General features: G+C 44.2%; 11 protein-coding genes. 7 read left to right on the top strand and 4 right to left on the bottom strand.

Annotation, left to right across the window (positions count from 1 at the left end; genetic code table 11):
* Positions 1-48: 48 nt before the first annotated feature.
* Positions 49-3,909: a phosphodiester glycosidase family protein gene (locus tag BV214_RS09800; protein ID WP_086477331.1), complete on the bottom strand. Its 3,861-nt coding sequence runs from the start codon at positions 3,907-3,909 to the stop codon at positions 49-51.
* Between the two features lie 285 nt (positions 3,910-4,194).
* Here BV214_RS09800 and BV214_RS09805 point away from each other — a divergent pair, with 285 nt between their 5' ends.
* The 6 genes from BV214_RS09805 (at position 4,195) to acs (ending at position 13,510) form a co-directional block, all read left to right on the top strand.
* Positions 4,195-5,322, top strand: a complete 1,128-nt coding sequence (locus BV214_RS09805) for an acyltransferase family protein (protein WP_086477332.1) — start codon at positions 4,195-4,197, stop codon at positions 5,320-5,322.
* Positions 5,323-5,336: 14 nt separating this feature from the next.
* Positions 5,337-8,279, top strand: a complete 2,943-nt coding sequence (locus BV214_RS09810; protein ID WP_086477333.1) for a glycoside hydrolase family 3 N-terminal domain-containing protein — start codon at positions 5,337-5,339, stop codon at positions 8,277-8,279.
* A gap of 17 nt (positions 8,280-8,296) precedes the next feature.
* Complete coding sequence (locus BV214_RS09815; protein ID WP_086477334.1) at positions 8,297-9,373, top strand: anhydro-N-acetylmuramic acid kinase; 1,077 nt, start codon at positions 8,297-8,299, stop codon at positions 9,371-9,373.
* 80 nt (positions 9,374-9,453) lie between these two features.
* Entirely contained in the window at positions 9,454-9,714 is a 261-nt protein-coding gene (locus BV214_RS09820; RefSeq protein ID WP_086477335.1) for a DUF4212 domain-containing protein, read from the top strand.
* Between the two features lie 33 nt (positions 9,715-9,747).
* On the top strand, positions 9,748-11,445 hold the full coding sequence (locus BV214_RS09825) for a sodium:solute symporter family protein (RefSeq protein WP_086477336.1): 1,698 nt from the start codon (positions 9,748-9,750) through the stop codon (positions 11,443-11,445).
* Positions 11,446-11,602: 157 nt separating this feature from the next.
* Positions 11,603-13,510, top strand: coding sequence for an acetate--CoA ligase (gene acs / locus BV214_RS09830; RefSeq protein WP_086477337.1), 1,908 nt, complete (start codon positions 11,603-11,605; stop codon positions 13,508-13,510).
* A gap of 243 nt (positions 13,511-13,753) precedes the next feature.
* Here the strand turns inward: acs and BV214_RS09835 are convergent, their stop codons facing one another.
* From BV214_RS09835 to BV214_RS09845, 3 genes are all read right to left on the bottom strand, one after another.
* Positions 13,754-14,962: a multidrug effflux MFS transporter gene (locus BV214_RS09835; protein WP_086477338.1), complete on the bottom strand. Its 1,209-nt coding sequence runs from the start codon at positions 14,960-14,962 to the stop codon at positions 13,754-13,756.
* 249 nt (positions 14,963-15,211) lie between these two features.
* Positions 15,212-16,327, bottom strand: a complete 1,116-nt coding sequence (locus BV214_RS09840; protein ID WP_086477339.1) for a DUF2914 domain-containing protein — start codon at positions 16,325-16,327, stop codon at positions 15,212-15,214.
* A 32-nt stretch (positions 16,328-16,359) separates the two neighbouring features.
* Positions 16,360-17,253: a sugar phosphate isomerase/epimerase family protein gene (locus BV214_RS09845; RefSeq protein WP_217868689.1), complete on the bottom strand. Its 894-nt coding sequence runs from the start codon at positions 17,251-17,253 to the stop codon at positions 16,360-16,362.
* Positions 17,254-17,738: 485 nt separating this feature from the next.
* Between BV214_RS09845 and BV214_RS09850 the strand changes: the two genes are divergently transcribed.
* Positions 17,739-20,630: a PEP/pyruvate-binding domain-containing protein gene (locus BV214_RS09850; RefSeq protein WP_086477340.1), complete on the top strand. Its 2,892-nt coding sequence runs from the start codon at positions 17,739-17,741 to the stop codon at positions 20,628-20,630.
* The last annotated feature ends 1 nt before the right edge of the window (position 20,631 follow it).

A 20,631-nucleotide genomic window follows, 5' to 3' on the forward strand; every position in this document is an offset into this window, starting at 1 on the left:
CTTTGCCCCTTACCGTAATTCGCGCTCAGGATTAGATGTGTCTTCCCCCTACTCCTTCAATCGATACATATAATAGCCCCCACCTTTATCCCAACTACAAAAGATTAGGGTCTTTTCATCCGGGGATACACCCAGCCCCCTGGGTTCCGCTCCGTCCAATTCCGGTAGCTCCAAGGTCCAGACCTGTTTCTTTTCATCATCCCTAAAATGAAAGGTGGAAGGTGAAATTCCACTAGATCGGGTAGCCACATACAACGCCCCCTTCCTCGGCACACGCAAGGCACTGCTCCCCCCGTAGGTACTGGCAATAGGCTCTTCTTCCCTATATTGCTGCCCGTCCTCACTGGTAAACACCTGTATTTTAGCGGCCCCCGGATCTGGAAAATACAGGGTAGTTCCATCAGGGCTCATGTCAAAAGTACGGGCCAAAATCCTATTCTTTAGGGATAACGTCCTTACCAAATCAAATGTAGAAGGATCCTCATCATTCTGTCGCAACACATAATTTAAATCATCCGCAAAAAGAGACATGGCGTAAATCTCTCCTGTATCCGTTACCCTCGGCGCCGTAATGGCCCGCTGCCCAGGGGGCACCTCCCAAACGGCTATGCCCTCCCCGGTATGGGCATCTATCTTAATGAGACGTCTATTGATTCCTGCCAGGATATGCCCATCCAAATCTACCCCCACCCCGTTCACGGGACTAAGCCTATACTCAACCCCTTTTATGGTAACCGATTGCAAAGGCGAAAAACTGGCAGACTTCCCCTCCGCGGTTCTAATCACAAACCCCTTGCTATAATTGGCCATCCAAATTTTATTACTCCCGTCCCAAACGGCACCATACCCCCCTCCGGAGGGCACTATTTTCTCTACAAACTCGTAATTGGGCGCTACTATTTCGGCAAAATCTTCCAAGGGTTCATCAGATTTTATCAAGGCTAACTTTTGAGTGCTGCTAGTGGTACTATTACTCCCATCCGAGCTTATCACCCTGTGGTAAAAAACCTGGGACTCTCCCTCCTTAAGAGCTTCTAAATGCTGGTACCATTTACTTTCCAAGGTTTTAAACCTAGGCTCCCTACCCGTTTGCTTTTGCCAGAGAAGTTCTTTAAAATGGGGGTCCCTTGCCAATTGATAGGTGTAGGAAACAAAATCCCCATCCTGGTCCGCCGCGGGTTTCCAGGATACCTCATACATGGTTTCCATATTTCTAATCCCATAGGTATTCTTGGATGGGTGGGAAACAATTTCAGAAGTTTCCGGTGCCCTATTTCCCGCTGGGTAGAGCTGGGTTCTATAAACCTGATCCCCAAAACGTACCACCACGTTTATTGCCCCTACCGCAAGGGCCTCCCTTAGATCCTGGTCCATCGCCAATTCCCCCTTAAAGGTGAGCAAGCCTTTTTTATTTCGCGTCACCTTTAAAGTTTTAATGGTTTCACTGGCTTCGGTATTCCTGCCCAGTCCCAAGAGAACCTCTAGTTCTTTGGGAAACCTACCTTCGGACAATGCTAATTGCCCCTCCAACAATAAAGTGTTGCCGCGGATATCCGAGGATACCTCTCCTTCCCCCATCTGGGTTGGGCCTGTCCCAGCATCGCTCACCAGCCTAAATTGCCCCTTGGCCTGTGAGAAATTAGTATCTATATCCCTACGGATGATATGCCCATGTACCCCAAACATAGCGGAGGGATACCTAGAAGTTTCCAAAACTTCCATCTTAGAAGCATCCCTTTCCTTAATATGGTAGGTAGTGTACTCCCATCGTTTACCTTCATCAAAGAGGTCTACAATAGTAATCGTATTTTCCGGAGCCTCATTGATCCCCAACCAAGCACGGGGCCCAGATCCCGCCGCCCCAGCATTCAACAATTCCAATCCCCCTTTTTTACCGGGATAATAGGCATGCTGGTGCCCACTGATATACGTATGTACCTTATACTCCTCCAATAATCGTTGTAGCTTTTTGGGGTTTTCTAAGAGATTCCCTTTGGAGTCCCTTCCCTGAGCTACCCCGTATAGGGGCATATGCCCAATAACCACCCGTACGTTGGCATTTTTCGCTGCTGGAGTTTGGAACTGTTTTTCCATCCAATCCAAATTCTCTTGTGTGATTACGGATGAGGAGGCCTCCCATGAAACTATAAACACCCCGTTCTGCTCAAAGGAATAGTAGTGCGGAAAATGGGAACGATCCACAAAATTGAGTCGGGTTCTATCGATATGCTCCTCCCAAAATTTTCTGGTTGCTGTGTGTTCTATTGGGTAGGATCTAGGACCATCGTGATTGCCCACGGTAAAGGCAAAGGGAATTTCTGCCTTATCCAAGGGGTCCATGATATGTTTGTTGAATCCCGCCCACATCTTTTGAAGCTGCACCGTATCGGACACCCCCATTCCGGCCACCATATCCCCTCCGCATAAAACTAGATCTGGTTTCCAAATACGTGGGATTCGCTGTAAAATACTATCCACCTGCCACTCATAATCTGCCGCTCCCAAACCAGAATTTAGATCACTGATCACCGCAATCCTCAGGTCGCCACGCTGTGGAAGCTCAGGGCCATCGCCATCGGATACGAGTCGGATAGCATCTGCAGTAAACCATCCTTCCCCGCCTCCAACAATTTCAATGGCATCTCCGGCACCAAGTTGAAAGGATCCCAACACCTCCCATTTCCCGGGTTGATCTATGGATTGCTGGTTTACAGACAAAGTATCGCTACCAGCCCTGCTGTGTAACACATAATACACCTCATCCGAATGCGTTTTATCCGAAACATACCAGACCCCTAGTTGGTACTTTTTCCTTTGTATACCCTCTAATTGGTAGATAGCCTTGTTTATATGGTTTACCGCACTACGCCGTGCGGGACTCTGTCCGTAATAATTATTGTCCTTACTGCTTTTCCAAATTCCTACCTCGGAATAGGCAGCACTCTCGGTATCCAAAATAATGACTTCCCCGCGTTTCCCGGGTACTTTTTCGGATAACACCAGGGCTCCCGCATTATTTCGCAAACTATTTCTATTACCACCGGTAATATCGGTGGGAACATTCACCACCTCGGTACTGGCTACCATGGCAGAGGAGCCACCCCCATCCAAATTAACAGCTTCTTTGGCGCCCACTCCCAATAGTAGCGCTGCCAACTCCTCTAAAGTGACCCCCACACTGGCCGCTTGGCGCCCATCTACCACCATCAACAACAACGTATGTTTATCCACATATCCTATAGCACTTCTGGGATGCCTGATTAACAGGTTTTTACCAAAGCCTTCTTCGGCCGATGTTACCTGTATCTTCCCGTTTTTTATCAATACCGGCCCGGCACCTACCGCCTGCTCCGGATTCCAAACTTCACGCTTGGATGCTTCCTGGGGCGTAGGGTATTTCCAAAGGGTCCCCAACTCCGCAGATCCGGAAGACCACACAATTTCTGGCAGCCCATTTACCATCCCAAAGGCCCCACGGGCTACATCCCCAGTAGGCCCGGGAGCTACCGTCTTGCCATCCTGTACAATGAGACTCACGGAACGGTTGGGAGCAAAATACCCCCCATTGATTGCCAAAATTCCTCCATGCTTACGCTTTGTTTCCAAAGTGGTCTCTCTTAGGGTATTGCTCCCAATAGATCGCAGGTAGAGATTATCGTCCCGCAAATCAACTTTTGCATAAACGGCACGTATAGGTTCACCATCCTTTAAGGTACCAGCAGCGTCATAGACCTTTACGGACTTGGGTAGCACAATATTCAGGTCTTCCCTAGGTTTCCAGTCCAATACCAACTCCTGGGAAAAGGTAGGAAGCGAAAAAGAAATGGATAGCAAAAGAAAAAGAAGGACAGGCCAAGGATTTACCCCATAGGAAATAAAGGGGAATCTGCCCATTAGATGCGTGTTCATAAATACAGAAATAGATTAGTTATTAGTTAAATTTCCAGTTGGATCTTTCTTACAAATCACAAACCTTAAATATAAAGCTACGCCCCTTCGTAACCAAGGATTTACCCAGCATTACCCACAAAACCCCCACTTTTTTTCAAAAACTGCCATAAATCCCTCAAAACACCTTAAAAATAAGGGTAATACCACTATCGATTCTGAAAAAAAACCTTACTTTTAGAGATTTGAATATCAACTAAACCGCAGGTTCAAACCTGTCCTAAATCTTTAAAAAACCAACACCAAATGGAGAAAACGCTTACGAAAAGATACTATGCCTTGGATATCCTGCGAGGTATGACCATCGCCTTAATGATCATGGTAAACAACCCTGGAAGCTGGTCTAGCATCTATCCCCCACTTAAACACGCCGCATGGCATGGATTTACCCCAACAGATTGGGTTTTCCCGTCCTTTTTATTTGTAGTAGGAACCGCCATGAGCTTTAGTATGCGAAAATACGAGCAGCTCGGCAATGCTGCGATTCTAAGAAAAATATTTAAACGTGCAGGAGCCATATTCCTAATCGGTCTCCTCTTGAATGCCTTCCCTTTTATCTATCGCACCGATGGTGGAATCGCGTTTAAAAACCTTGCCAATATCCGGATCATGGGCGTCTTGCAACGGATTGCCCTATGTTACCTCTTTGGAGCGCTCATCATTCATTATTTAAAACTAAAAAAGTCCGTAATCGTAGGGGTTGTTATCCTATTTGTCTATTGGGCTATTATGTACTTTTTTGGATCTTCCCCCCTGCCCTATAGCTTGGAAAACAATGCCGCTTTAAAGTTTGACAATCTTATTTTTAGACCCGAAAATATTTACAAAGGCTTTGGTATTGTCTTTGATCCCGAAGGACTTTTAAGCACGCTAACCGCCACCGTGAACGTTATTGCAGGATACGCAGCGGGCGTCTTTATACAAAAATCGGGCAAGCAGCTCAAAACCGTATTAAAATTAATTGGCGCTGGCGTACTATTACTTGCCGTGGCGCTTCTTTGGGATCCTTTTTTCCCGATTAACAAACCTATCTGGACCAGCTCCTATGTACTGTATAGCGTGGGTTGGACGCTAATAGTCCTAGCCATATTAATCTATGTTTTAGAGCTATGGAACCTTAAGAAATGGGCTTACTTCTTTGAGGCTTTTGGAAAAAATCCCTTGTTCATTTATGTACTTTCAGGGGTGGTTGCAAAACTCCTAGGTTTTATTCAAATTAATGGGACCTCCCTACATTCCTGGATCTATAAAAACCTATATTTAAGCTGGTTAGACAACATAAATGCTTCCCTTGCTTTTGCCATTAGTTTTATAATCGTAATGTGGCTTATAGGCTATGTATTGGACAAAAAAAGAATCTATATTAAAGTATAATAATTACCACTAACATGTTTATTAAAAAAACATCCTTACTCATCGCCTTCTGTCTGCTTTTTCAGCTCGCACAGGCGCAGGAAGACACTACAAAGACTCCTGAATTCCTAAAATACACCCATAGTTCATGGGTAGATTCCATCATGAAATCGATGACGCCCAAAGAGCGAATTGGGCAGCTAATATGGGTGTCTGCCTACTCTAATCGGGGGCCAGAACACAGGGAAAATATCCTTCAGACCATTGAGGAATGGAACATTGGGGGATTGGTGTTTTTCCAGGGTGACCCCGTCACCCAAGTAACACTGATGAACGAATACCAAGAAGCTTCCAAAGTACCCCTAATGGGTGCCATTGATGCCGAATGGGGACTAGGGATGCGGTTAGACAACACCATTAGCTTTCCATATCAGATGGCATTGGGAGCCATACAAAATGATGATCTCATCTATGAAATGGGGTTGGAAATGGCACATCAGATTAAAAGAGTGGGGCTACACCTCAACTTTGCACCCGTGGCCGATGTGAACAATAACCCCGATAATCCGGTAATCAACTATCGCTCCTTTGGGGAAGATAAGTACAAGGTGGCCAAAAAGAGCATCGCCTATATGCGGGGGATGCAAGATGGTGGCCTCATCACCACAGCCAAACATTTTCCGGGGCATGGAGATACCAATACGGATTCCCATTACGATCTCCCGCAGATTAATCATGACTTGAAACGTTTGCACGATTTGGAATTGTATCCGTTTAAGGAACTTATAAACGCCGGAATCAACGGAATGATGGTGGCTCATTTAAATATCCCTGCCCTAGATCCCTCCGGAGAACCCTCTACCCTTTCCAAAGCAATCATCACCGACCTATTACAAGAGCAGCTGGGTTTTAAAGGCTTAATCGTTACCGATGCCATGGAAATGAAAGGGGTAACCAAAGGCAATCAACCCGGGGTGGTAGATAAAAAAGCCGTTTTGGCAGGCAATGACGTTTTGGAACTTGTACAGGATGTTGCCAAAGCAGTTACTGAGATAAAAAACGCTGTAGACAAGGGCATCATTTCCCAAAAAACAGTGGATGCCAGGGTGCGTAAAATCCTAGCAGCCAAACAATGGGTAAACCTACACCAGTATCAGCCCATACCCCTCGCCAATCTCTTGGAGGACATCAACAATCCAAAGGCCTTGTTATTGGAGCGGAAACTAACGGAAGCCTCGTTAACCGTCCTAAATAACAAGGAAAACACCCTACCCTTAAAACGCTTGGACACCCTGAAGATTATGAGTATTTCCATTGGGGCCGATAAGAAGACCAAGTTCCAGGAAACACTAAACCTTTATCAGGAGATGGACCATTATACGCTACCCACAGAGGCGAATCAAGAAGAAGTAGCGGCCATTCAAAAAGCATTTCCACAGTACAATGTAATCCTAGTGGGGGTGCACGACAATAGCCTCAGACCCAGAAACAATATTCCATTTTCGGAATCGGTCCAAGGGTTTATTAAAACACTCCCCTATAATAAAACAGTCGTAGCCTATTTTAAAAACCCCTATTCCATTGACAAATTACCTAATTTGGAAAATGCCAAGGGCCTTATAGCTACCTATCAGGATAGCCCTTCTGCCCAAGATTTGGCAGCACAATTAATCTTTGGTGGTGTGGGTGCCAACGGAAAGCTACCGGTTGGGATCGGCAAAAAGTATAAGGCCGGGGACGGACTAAGCGTGGAAGGCGGCATACGATTAAAATATACCCTGCCCGAGGATGCCGGCATGGATTCTAAAACCCTTTACCAGGGAGTAGACTCCTTAATGAACCAGGCAATAAATGCCAAGGCAACCCCAGGAGCACAAATTTTAGTGGCAAAAAACGGTAAGGTAGTGCTGCACAAGGCCTACGGACACCAAAAATACAACGACACCACCAAGGTACAGCTGGGCGACCTGTACGACCTGGCATCCGTGACCAAAATATCATCGGCCCTCCCTGCAATTATGAAACTATACGATGAGGGGAAATTTGATCTGGATAAGGGAATTGCCGACTACCTGCGTTATTTTAAAAACTCTAATAAGGCCGATGCCAATTTTAGGGAAATCCTAGCCCATCAGGCAAAATTCACCCCCTACATTACCTACTGGAAAAATACCCTAAGAAAAAATGGCAGCTATAAGTGGAGCACCATTAAAAAGGACTCCTCTGCCCGATTTCCAATAAAGATCGGCACCAATATGTGGTTGCATCGCAACTATCAAAAGAAAATATTTAAGGCGATTAAGAAGTCGCCCCTCCTAGAGAAAGAAGAATACAAATATTCGGGCTTGCTGTTTATGCTACTACCCACTATCATAGAGGAGATCACCCAGGAAGATTATGTGGATTATGTAAATCAGAATTTCTATGATAAGCTGGGAGCAACTACCCTGACCCATAATCCGAATCAAAAATTTGATAGCCAACGGATTGTACCCACGGAGCACGATTTTCTATTTAGACACAGACCCGTCCATGGGACCGTTCACGACGAGGGCGCTGCTATGATGGGAGGTATCTCTGCCAATGCCGGACTCTTTTCCAATGCGAACGACTTGGCCAAATTAATGCAAATGTACCTCAATGGAGGTACGTATGGAGGCGACCAATTTATTTCGGAGAGCACGCTAAAGGAGTTTACCAAGACTCAGTTCCCGGAGAACAATAACCATCGAGGTCTAGGCTTTAACAAACCCTTCCTAAAATACCTTGGGGAAAATAGCAGTACCGCCAAAGATGCCAGTAGCGACAGTTTTGGACATACAGGATTTACTGGAATTATGGCATGGGTAGATCCACAAGAAGAACTCTTATACCTGTTTCTCTCCAATAGGGTACTACCTACACGGGAGAATACCACACTGTATAAATTGAACACCCGTACCAATATTCAACAGCTACTGTACGATGCCATAAAATAAAAAACATTTTGGAAGGAATGAAAATCTACAAAGTTTTAGGGCTCATGTCTGGCACTTCCTTGGATGGGCTAGACCTCGCCTATTGCCATATTTGGAAAACGACCACTGGATGGGACTTTTCCCTAAAGAATACGCATAGTATCGACTATTCCGAAGCGCTGAAGGAGCAATTGAAAAATGCAATTTTCCTTCCTGCAGAAGAACTCCTTCAACTTCACAATACCTACGGAACTTGGTTGGGTAAACAATGTAGGGAGTTTATAGAATTGCACTCCCTAGAGGTAGATTTCATCGCTAGCCACGGGCACACTACCCACCACCAGCCTCAATTGGGACTCACCTTTCAAATTGGATCTGGGCAACACCTAGCCAACGAAAGTGGCAGGAAGACGATATGCGATTTTCGCACCCATGACGTGGCTCTGGGCGGACAAGGGGCTCCACTAGTACCCATTGGAGACCGACTCTTTTTTGGGGAGTACGATTTTTGCCTCAACCTAGGGGGGATCAGCAATATTTCCTTTGAACGCAACGGCAACCGCCTAGCCTACGATATTGGACTCGCAAATATGATCCTAAACCATATTACCCAAAAAATAAACCTGAACTATGACAAAGACGGGGCAATGGCAAAAAAAGGCAGTATAAACCAAAGCATGCTTGGCCAATTGAACCAGCTGGAATATTACCAACTACCCTTCCCAAAATCCATCGGTTATGAGTGGTTTGTAGAGAAGGTAGCCCCCATTGTTGACGCTACCCAAGACAGCATAGAAAATCTTTTGCACACCAGTATCCATCATATTTGCGAGCAGATAGCAAAACAACTAAACCTACAAAAAAGTAAAACGGAAAACACCCTGCTGGTTACTGGCGGTGGTGCCCTTAACGGTTTTTTAATGGATACGCTACAAGAAAAAGTAGGCGATAAAACCAAAGTGATAAAACCTTCCAAAACTTTGGTAGAATTTAAAGAAGCCCTCGTATTTGCCCTTATGGGGGTATTGCGGGAAGAAAACGCTATCAATTGCCTGCGATCCGTCACAGGGGCAAAACGCGATAGTTCTGGCGGGGTAATCTTCCTACCTTCCTAAAAAAAATACGGTCTAAATATAAAAAATCCTTACCTTGGAAACTGCAAAACACCAATAAGCATTCTTTAAAGACCCACCCCATGGAAGACAAACAAAAGAAGGCCACCGCCTACTGGAAGGAAAATGTCCGCTACCTCTTTATACTACTTTCCATCTGGTTGGCAGTCTCCTTTGGAGCGGGGATTCTCTTTAAAGACTTCCTAAACTCGTTTAAAATAGGCGGATTTAAACTTGGCTTTTGGTTTGCGCAACAGGGTTCCATTTACGTATTTGTAATCCTCATCTTTATCTATGTTCGACTAATGAATAAATTGGATAAGAAATACGGCTATAACGAGTAAAACCCACCAGACCAAACCCCTAAACCAACCGCTATGAGCGTTCAAACCTGGACCTACCTTCTCGTCGGAATTACCTTTGCCCTGTACATCGGAATTGCTATTTGGTCTAGAGCGGGCTCTACCAAAGAATTTTATGTAGCCGGCGGTGGCGTATCCCCGCTGGCCAACGGAATGGCCACTGCGGCCGACTGGATGTCCGCTGCTTCATTCATATCCATGGCGGGTATTATAGCCTTTGCTGGATATGATGGCTCCGTGTACCTCATGGGATGGACCGGCGGCTATGTACTCCTGGCACTACTCCTAGCGCCCTACCTAAGGAAATTTGGGAAATATACCGTCCCAGACTTTATTGGGGAACGCTACTATTCCAATGCAGCAAGATTGGTAGCCGTTTTTTGCGCTTTAATCGTATCCTTTACCTATGTAGCCGGACAAATGCGCGGCGTTGGTGTGGTCTTTTCCAGATTTTTACAGGTAGATATCAATACCGGGGTGCTCATAGGCATGGCCATTGTTCTGTTTTATGCAGTTTTGGGCGGCATGAAAGGAATTACCTATACCCAAGTAGCACAGTACTGCGTCCTAATATTTGCCTTTATGGTACCTGCCATTTTTATTTCACTTCAAATGACCGGGAATCCCATTCCTCAATTGGGAATGGGTGGCACCTTAAACGATGGCTCCGGCACCTTTTTACTGGACCGTTTAGACGGACTCTCCACAGAATTGGGTTTTGCTGCTTATACCGATGGCACCAAAGCTACCATAGACGTATTTGCCATTACCCTGGCCTTAATGGTGGGTACGGCCGGACTCCCCCATGTTATTGTAAGGTTCTTTACCGTAAAAAGGGTACGGGATGCCCGTAAATCGGCCGGATTGGCACTGCTGCTGATCGCTATCCTCTACACTACTGCCCCAGCGATCGCTGTTTTTTCCAAGATTAACCTAATCAACACCGTAAGTGAACGCCCCTATGCCTCCATGCCCCTATGGTTTAAAAATTGGGAAAACACAGGGCTATTGAATTTTGAAGACAAAAACCAGGATGGGAACATCCAGTACCTCGCCAATCCTACCCAAAACGAACTCACTGTAGATAACGATATTATGGTATTGGCCAATCCAGAAATTGCCAACCTACCGCCCTGGGTTATCGCCCTAGTAGCTGCTGGCGGACTGGCAGCGGCACTATCTACGGCAGCGGGATTGTTATTGGTAATTTCGTCCTCGGTATCGCACGACCTGATTAAGAAAGTATTACTGCCCAATATCTCCGAAAAAGGAGAATTATGGGCCGCACGTGGGGCAGCCACCGCAGCCGTAATCGTTGCAGGCTATTTTGGCATTAACCCACCTGGTTTTGTAGCTGCAGTGGTAGCACTAGCCTTTGGCCTGGCAGCTGCTTCCTTTTTCCCTGCCATCGTATTGGGAATATTTTATAAAAAAATGAACAAAGAAGGAGCTATTGGAGGTATGGTGGTAGGGATAAGCCTTATGCTCTTTTATATGGCCAAGTTTAAATTGGGATGGCTGGGTCCCCTTCCCGATAAATCCGAATGGTGGTTTGGGATCTCCCCAGAGGGTTTTGGTACCGTAGCCATGCTCGTAAATTTAACTACCGCCCTAGTTATCAACCGCTTTACCCCAGAGCCCCCATCACAGGTCCAGGACATCGTAGAAAATATCCGGATTCCAAGCGGCGCAGGTGACGCCATTGATCATTGATCACCAGCATAAAAAATCCTATGGAAAGGAAAACCTAAAGACCGTTTTCAATACTCCTCATTATTGGCAATAAAAGCTTGCGGAATTTTAAATTCGTTTCCCAAAACTATAGGAAATTGGAGGATTTGTATAATTTTATAGAAAAATATAAATAACCATGAGTAATTATCACATTAAACATTTGGAGGAATACTATCAGGTGTATCGGAAATCTGTCCGAGAGCCTGAAAAATTTTGGGGCGAAGTCGCTGAAGAACATTTTTTATGGCGTAAGAAATGGGATAAGGTCCTAAGTTGGAATTTTAGTACTCCGGAAATCAAATGGTTTGAGGGTGCAAAACTTAATATTACTGAAAACTGTATAGACCGTCACCTATTAAATAGGGGCGACAAGACCGCGATTATTTTTGAACCCAACAACCCCGAGGAGGAGGCAGAACACATAACCTACAAAGATTTACATGCCAGGGTTTGTAAACTGGCCAATGTCCTAAAAGAACAGGGCATAAAAAAAGGAGATCGGGTATGTATTTACCTGCCCATGATTCCCGAACTAACCATATCCCTACTTGCATGTGCCCGTATTGGGGCCATCCATTCCGTAGTATTTGCCGGATTTTCATCTACGGCACTATCGTCTAGGATTAATGATAGCGAATGTAAGCTGGTTATCACCGCAGATGGTTCCTTTAGGGGATCCAAAAACATAGATCTCAAAGGAATTGTAGACGAAGGACTTAAAGACTGCCCTGGGGTAGAGACCGTTTTACTGGTAAAACGTACTAAGGCCGATATTAATTTTAAGGAAGGTCGTGATAAGTGGCTACAACCCTTGATAGACGAGGCATCCCCAGAATGCGAACCAGAAATTATGGATGCGGAAGACCCCTTGTTTATCCTGTATACTTCTGGCTCTACTGGGAACCCCAAAGGAATGGTACATACTACCGGGGGCTATCTGGTCTATACCGCCTATACGTTTAAAAATGTATTTCAATATACCGAAAACGATGTGTACTGGTGTACGGCAGATATCGGATGGATTACCGGCCATAGCTATATCGTTTACGGACCCCTGGCCAATGGCGCCACCTCCCTTATGTTCGAGGGAGTACCCAATTACCCAGACTATAGCAGGTTTTGGCAGATAGTAGAGAAACACAAGGTAAACCAATTCTATACCGCCCCCACCGCCATTAGAGCGTTGGCAAAACAGAATATAGAATACACCAAGAAACACGACCTAAGCTCGCTAAAGGTGTTGGGGTCCGTAGGAGAGCCCATAAACGAAGAAGCATGGCACTGGTATAATGATGTAATTGGAAAGAAAAAGAGCCCCATAGTAGACACTTGGTGGCAAACGGAGACAGGCGGAATTATGATTACGCCCATACCCTACGTAACCCCTACCAAACCCACCTATGCCACCCTCCCGTTTATTGGGATTCAACCCGCCATCATGGATGAGCATGGGGAAGAGATAAAAGGCAATCAAGTGGATGGCCGCTTGTCCATAAAATTCCCATGGCCGGGTATGGCGAGGACTATATGGCGCAATCACAAGCGATATAAGGAGACTTACTTCTCTACCTACCCCAACTACTATTTCACAGGCGATGGTGCCTTTAGGGACGAGGTAGGCTATTATAGGATCACCGGCCGTGTAGATGATGTAATCATCGTGTCTGGTCACAACCTGGGTACCGCACCAATTGAAGATTCCATTAACGAGCATCCGGCCGTTTCAGAATCGGCCATCGTTGGCGTTCCCCACGATGTAAAAGGTAGCGCCCTCTATGGTTTCGTAACCTTAAAGGAGACCGGGGAATCCCGTGACCATGACAACCTTAGAAAAGAGATCAACCAAATGATTACGGAACATATTGGCCCCATAGCCAAACTAGATACCATCCAATTCACCAGAGGATTGCCTAAGACCCGCTCCGGGAAGATTATGCGAAGAATCCTAAGGAAATTGGCCAGTAGGGATATGGAAAACCTAGGAGACACCAGCACCCTTCTCAATCCAGAAGTGGTAGATCAAATTAAAAAGGATATTATTTAATATTTAATTTTTTGTGAGGGCATTGCCACTTTATAGCTTCTATAAAGTGGCACGTGCTTTCCGCTATATCTTTTTTATAGCCATAAAAAAGGATGCCGCTGCAATCACTAATGCAGTGCTTATGGCAAAAAGAAGCCGTCACTACAAAATTTAAACACAGGACTATTCCTGGAAATTAACTTCAGAAGAAAGCTCGGAAAGACCTCTCTCACCGTCAAAAGCATCAGGCTATATAAAAGTTATCTAGGCAGGCTGTAAAAGGGCACTTCTCCGTACTGCGATAAATATTAACAGGGATAATCCTCCGCAGAGTGCAAACCCTACAAAGAGTGGAAGTGTAGTTCCCTCCATAAAACTACCAATGTAGGTTGCTATCGGAATGGCGATTAAGGTATAAACAAAGCCGGTAATTGCCGCTCCAATACCCGCAATATGTCCAATAGGCTCCATGGCAATGGCCCTGAGGTTTCCAAAGATAAACCCCAAACTAAAAAACTGCATCGCAAGGAAACTGATCAGCACCCACAAGGGCGGGTTATCGGTATTCCAAAACAAACTTATATAGATAAGGGAAACCGCCGAGAACAAACTAAGGGAAATTAATGCCAACCTACGCATCCCCAATTTAACTACCAAGGTACCATTTAACAAGGTAGACACCCCTACCGATATGGCCAATCCAGCAAAGATATATGGGAAGTCGTCCGCCAAGCCGTACTGGTCTTCAAAAATCTGCTGGGCCGCACTTAAATACACCATAAAGGCACCCGTAATTAGCCCAGAAACAATCGTAAAAGCGACCGTCTCCCTATACCTCATCAATTCCTTAAGTCCCTTAAAATAAATATCCTTGGAGAATTTAATAGTGTGCTCTGGTTTTAAGGTTTCGGGCTGTCGCCTCCAAAACCATATACTAATAGCCAAGGTGGCCACCAATTGCATGTAAAAGATGGATTCCCAGCCAAATCGGTCTAGAAAGAATTTCCCCATGGCAGGCGCTACAATAGGTACCAAAATAAAGAAGGCCGTAACAAAAGACATAATCCTGGCCATATAATCCCCTTTGTACGAATCGCGAATCATGGAAATACTAATAGAGCGTGCAGCCGATAGCCCCACTCCCTGTAATATCCGTCCTGCCAGCATCCATTCTAGGGATGGGGCAAAAATACAGATAAGACTCGCTATGCTAAATATCCCAAACCCAAAATACACCACAGGTTTACGGCCAAAACTGTCCGATAGCGGCCCCAATAGTAACTGTCCAATTCCCAAGCCCAGAAAAATCATGGTGATTAACTTCTGGTTCTCTACAGGATCGTAACTACCTATGTCTAAACCAATAGTGGACATGGCCGGTAGAATAGCGTCTATGGTTAAAGCTACAACGGACATTAGAGAGGCCATCATAGCTACAAATTCAAATTGAGGGCGCTGCTGTGATTTTTGCATCCTGCAAATGTAGGCATATCCAACCCTATTGAAAAATTGGACCTTCAAAATAACATTATCATAACAGTTAAAGGGCAGATCCAAACGAAAAATTGACCCCGGTATGCTACTCGCTTACTCTTGATTTTTAGATGTACTTGGCTAAAACAGTTAGGGCAAAAACAATCTTGTCCCTTATTGACGTAAACAACCCCCTAAGTAGGCAATAAACTAAACAGGCATTACCAACCTACATTAGGTGAAAGAAGCTTAAAACCTCCTCGTTATCAACCTCTTTGGTTGTTGGGTGGCATCTACCACTATCTCAAAAGAAATCACTCCCAATACCAACTCCTCCTCCGTTATTACCTCTACCTTCCATTCACCTGGTTGTACGTTATTCTTATAGGTATACCCACGGAATCCGCCATCCCTGCCTCCAGTAATCTCATAGCCTATGTCCTCCACCACCTCCCATTCTTTTGTACTGGGGTTGTACCAGTTCCAACGATGAAAAACACCCATTTTAAGGTCGGTAGGTGCAAAAATAGCGGAGAAAACATACACCTCATCCCCAGGCTTGTGAATATAGTGGTACCGATGATCTCGCCAAAACACCTCCCAATCCTCTCTCTCATGCGTCACATAATAGCGGTTGTTTTTCATCTCTATTTTATGTGCTACCACTCCACTCTGCATGGCAAGAGGTACCGGGGGAATCATTTTAAAAAAATAAAAAACATGGATCAAGGTATAAATGCCTACAATAATCCCCAGTAGCTTTCCTAGATGTACCTCTGCCCGTGTACTGGGACTAATTTTATAGATAGCAAGGATCACCACCAAGGTGATTCCCAAACTCACCCCTCCGGAAATTAGAAAAATTTTGGTATTCATCTCCCTCATAAAAACGGGAATCATAAAAGCGAAAAAGGTGAAGCTTATGAAAAAGTATACCCCAAACTGCAGGTATTTATTCGAGATTCTTTTTTTAAGCAATTCATTGGCAAAAAGCAATACCACTAAAATAACAAAGAAAGAAAGCGTCTTGGATAGGGAGACACTTCTAGAAAAATAGATTACGAAAGCACTGGAAAGCCCCCCAAAGAAGAATTGTATCGCCAAGGGTAAATAATCCTCGTACTTACCTAAAAGCGTATTTTTCCACCACCCATCATCCGCCAAATTATATAAAAAAAGAGTGAGGGTCAAAGATGTCATATGCAGGCACAGTACCGTTAAATCGTATAACCTATCTATACGTCCTAGGGTAAGAGAGTCAAAGATAAAACCAGCAACAAAGAAAAATATAGGGGCGTACTTCTCATGTTTCCTAATAAACCTGTGAAACCCGCTATTCCTAAGTCTTACTAATGTTCTTTCCATGAATTACCCTTGGTTACCGCTATTTATACTATTCATAGGTATCTCTGGAGTCGCCTCCTAAAATATTGGGCATTGCTAGCCGCACTCTTTAAAGAGTTTTCGCTATAATTACCGCCTTGTTCTATATAATAGAATTCCAAGCCCGATTCTTTAGGATCTGGCAATATGGCTTCATAATCTATAGAACCATTCCCCAATTCGGTATAATCCCTACTTAGCTTATCCATATCCTTTATATGCCACATGGTATATCGCTTAGGTTGCTTACGGATCAATTCTTGGGGAGTGTATTTGGAAGATCGCACTACCCAATACATATCCATTTGCAATTTCACCAAGGCTGGATCTGTTTCATTAACTAAAATATCAAATCCGTTTTCCCCATTCTGATCTTCAAATTCATACCCGTGGTTATGATAGGCAAAACCAAGCCCTGCCTTCGTAACCTGTTCCCCTATCGCATTCATTTTACCGGCTAATATTTTATAGCTATCAATGGTCCGTTGTTCCGGTGCAATCCACGGTAAGGTAATATACTTACTATTTAAAGTATGCGCCCCTTCAATACACCTATCAACAAATTGTGCTAATTCGGCATCAGATTGATCTAAGTAGGGCGAAAAATTATAGTGACCACTACTCACGGTTAGCCCCAATTGGTCTAACAACTCTTTAAACGCTTGGGAAGCATACCCGTAATAACTGCCCTTTTCCGCATCAAAACCATAGATCTCAAAATCCTCATAACCCAACCCCTTCAAATATTCTAAGGTACTTTTAGGATCCTTTGCCATTTGGTCCCGGATAGAAAATAATTGATACCCCATTTTAAATTTCGGCCTGTCGTTCAGTGAAAAAGAAGTGAGGGGCAGCATGGAAGCCACTCCTAATACACTGGAATTTTTAATAAAACTTCTTCTATTCATAGTCTTCTAAAATAGCTGGTTAACATTGGGTTGTATTAACGCTTTATACGCCTCATTTCCTCAGAGGATTATTTGGATGCCCCAGTAGCTAAAACCGGCGCCTCCTGACTTAACATCGAAGCCAAAACCTACTCAATACGGGAAATACTAAAGGATATAATTGCGTAAAACATCCTTCCAAGGTAATTAAATTTTTCGCAATAATCAGGGAGCCATTCAAGGTTAAATGTAGGGGCAGGCAGCTAATTAAAATCCAAGCACCCCAAATAACCCAATCAAACAACTTATAAGCTTGGTTTATTTTCAAATTCAACAAAGCTTAAACATCCCCTGGCTGGTTGTCAGTATTCACGGAAGGGCGATGATGTGATTTTAGGTCTATGAACGATAATTAAAAAATCTGACCGAATTTATTAGGTAGGAGGAAAGGGATTACAATAATTGGAATTACCTTTAAAAAAAATACGCTGATTGCCACTTAAATTATGATAAGACTACTGATTATATGCCTATTACTATTTAATTTCCCTCATTTTGCCAGGGGACAAAAATTGAATAATCAAGAAATAAAAGAACTGATCCAAGCCTATAAAATGGATATTAGGGGCCCCTATAAAGAAATTAGGTGGTTTTGTACAGATGGCAGTATTCGTATGCCCAAAGACCCTTGTCCTGCTAACATTGGCCCCGGAGTGCAGCACGCCACCTATAAAAACTCGGTCACTGATCTTGGGAAGAGAAACCATCTATATTTTGGTCAAATTCTTTCCTATACCGATAAAGAAGCGTTCTGGGATAAGGAGAATAACCATTCCCGAATTAAGCAGTATCAGCTAGATAAATATTTAAGATCGGTAGATGATGGATGGGTGCTACAAAAAGGTCAGTATTATAGAGGGGCCATCCAGTCCGAAGACGAAGATGCCTGGGGTGTTGAATTTTATAAATGGTTGCTCTCCGATACCGATAATTTAAAAAAACATTATTTCCTTATCAGACAATCCCTAAAGGACATACCACACCAGGGAGATGATAATTTAGCCCAAAAGATTAGAAGCGAATCCAAGGTAATTTCGGACCTAGCACCAAGCTTTATGGATTTACGGGTAAAAATCCATAGTCAGCCCGATCTGGGCGATATCGAAAAGGTAAAAGCTTTTAAAGTAAAGCACAACGACAAGCTAAGTGCGGAGGTCAGAACAAAAATTGATGCTTTAACCCGCACCATGACTACTTTCTACCAGCCTGTAGATATTGCTGCCTTACCAAAAAGAACCTCGCTGGTCCTTGAGAAACAAATTGGCAAGGAGATAAGTACCTATGTCAATCAATTTGCCGAGGAAAAAAACACCGCCTTATTAATAGAGGCAACCGCAGAATTACTGCTTTCCATAAGACAGGCCATCATAGAGGAAGAATCTGCCGCAGCCAGATTACAATTGTTGGATGCCTCCTTAAAGCTGGAAGAAATCATTTTTAAAAAATCTCCCCAATGGCAACCCCAAGATATAAATGGACTCCTAGACAAGGTATGTTATTTGGGAATGGCCAACGCCGGGGCAGGATATATAGAACTTGTGGAGTGGCAGCAATTAAACCTAGCTTCCAAAGGGAACTCGCTGGGAGATCTTACCTCAACATTAGAACATGCCCGTAGGGAGGTAGAATGGAGTTCTTCCATGGTAAAGGCCAATTATCAGGAGGTCGTAGACACCTATACAGGCTTTGAGCCCAAGGCCTATGGATATATAGATGATATCATTAGAGGATCTATAGCCCTTCATCTTGGCCAGGCAGTGGGTGATTTAGGCGATATCATCGCCAAAGAGTCGGCCCTCACCAATAAGGTGATGGATCTTTCCAACCAGAGTGGCTTCCGCGGATTAAATGCGGGTTATGCCTTGGGAGAATTAGTGGTTGTAAATGGATCACCCGATGAAATTGAAGTAGTTTCAGACAAGATTTATGTGTTTCAAAGACCTCCATCAGATTTAAAACCTATAGCCGGTATCGCCACGGTGTCCGAAGGAAATATGGTTTCCCATGTACAACTCCTGGCTAGAAATTTAGGTATTCCGAACGCTGCACTAGCCGATGACAACCTTAGAAACCTCTTAAAACATGATGGAAAACGTGTGTTTTATGCGGTTTCCAATAAAGGGAATGTAATTATGAAGCCCGAAGCTGATATGACCGATGAGGAGCGTGCCCTATTTTCCAAAAAAGAACGCCGGGAAGACCGAGTGAAAGTCCCCATAGACCACATTCAATTGAAAGAAAACAATATCCTAGACCTCAAGGAAGTGGATGCAAGCGATTCGGGAAAACTCTGTGGCCCTAAAGCGGCCAATCTAGGGCAGTTAAAGAAAATGTTCCCCAACAAAGTGGTGGAAGGCCTGGTAATACCTTTTGGAATTTTCAGATCGCATATGGATCAGAAGATGCCAGATGGAGAACTTAGCTATTGGGAGTTTTTAAACGCCATCTTTAAGGAAGCCGAGGCCCTAAGTGCTCAAGGAATCAGCCCTGGCGAGGTAGAAAACTTTCAACTGCGAAAACTGGAAGTATTAAGGGAAGAAATAAAGAAAATACCCCTGCAAGTAGAATTCCTACAGCAGTTAGAAAAAGGATTTACAGACATCCTCGGAGATAAATTGGGTGAGATCCCTGTTTTCCTCAGAAGCGACACCAATATGGAAGATCTAAAAGACTTTACCGGGGCGGGACTAAACCTAACCATCTTCAATGTGGTAACCAAGGAAAAGATAATTGAGGGAATTAAAAATGTATGGGCCTCCCCTTATACGGAACGCAGTTATAAATGGAGACAAAAATTCCTGCTCAATCCAGAAAATGTATTCCCGTCCATATTGGTCATCCCCAGTGTAGACGTGGATTATTCTGGGGTCTTAATTACCAAGGGAATCAATTCTGGTAGCCCCCAAGATTTAACGGTTGCCTTTAGCCGAGGTGCTGGGGGTGCAGTAGACGGGCAATCTGCAGAAACCTATGAGATTTATGCCGCTGGAGGAACCCAATTACTAGCTCCTGCTAGGGAACCCTACCACAACAGACTGCCGGCAAGCGGTGGCTTGGAAAAGAACGTAGCTACCTTTGAAAGCTTTATTCTTAACCATCAAAATATTAAGGACATTAGAGACCTGGCAAAATCTATTAGAGAAACTATGCCTAGAGAAACCACCGCTGATAATGAAGCGGTCTATGACGTAGAATTAGGCTTCCAAAATAATAAGTTATGGTTGTTCCAGATTAGACCATTTGTGGAAAATAAAAGAGCCCAGAGCTCCGAATATCTGGAATCCATTTCCCCGAAAATAAATCTGGCCAAGAAAATTAACCTCTCACAAAAATTATAAG

The organism is Arenibacter amylolyticus (assembly GCF_002150785.1).
GTDB classification, from domain to species: domain Bacteria; phylum Bacteroidota; class Bacteroidia; order Flavobacteriales; family Flavobacteriaceae; genus Arenibacter; species Arenibacter amylolyticus.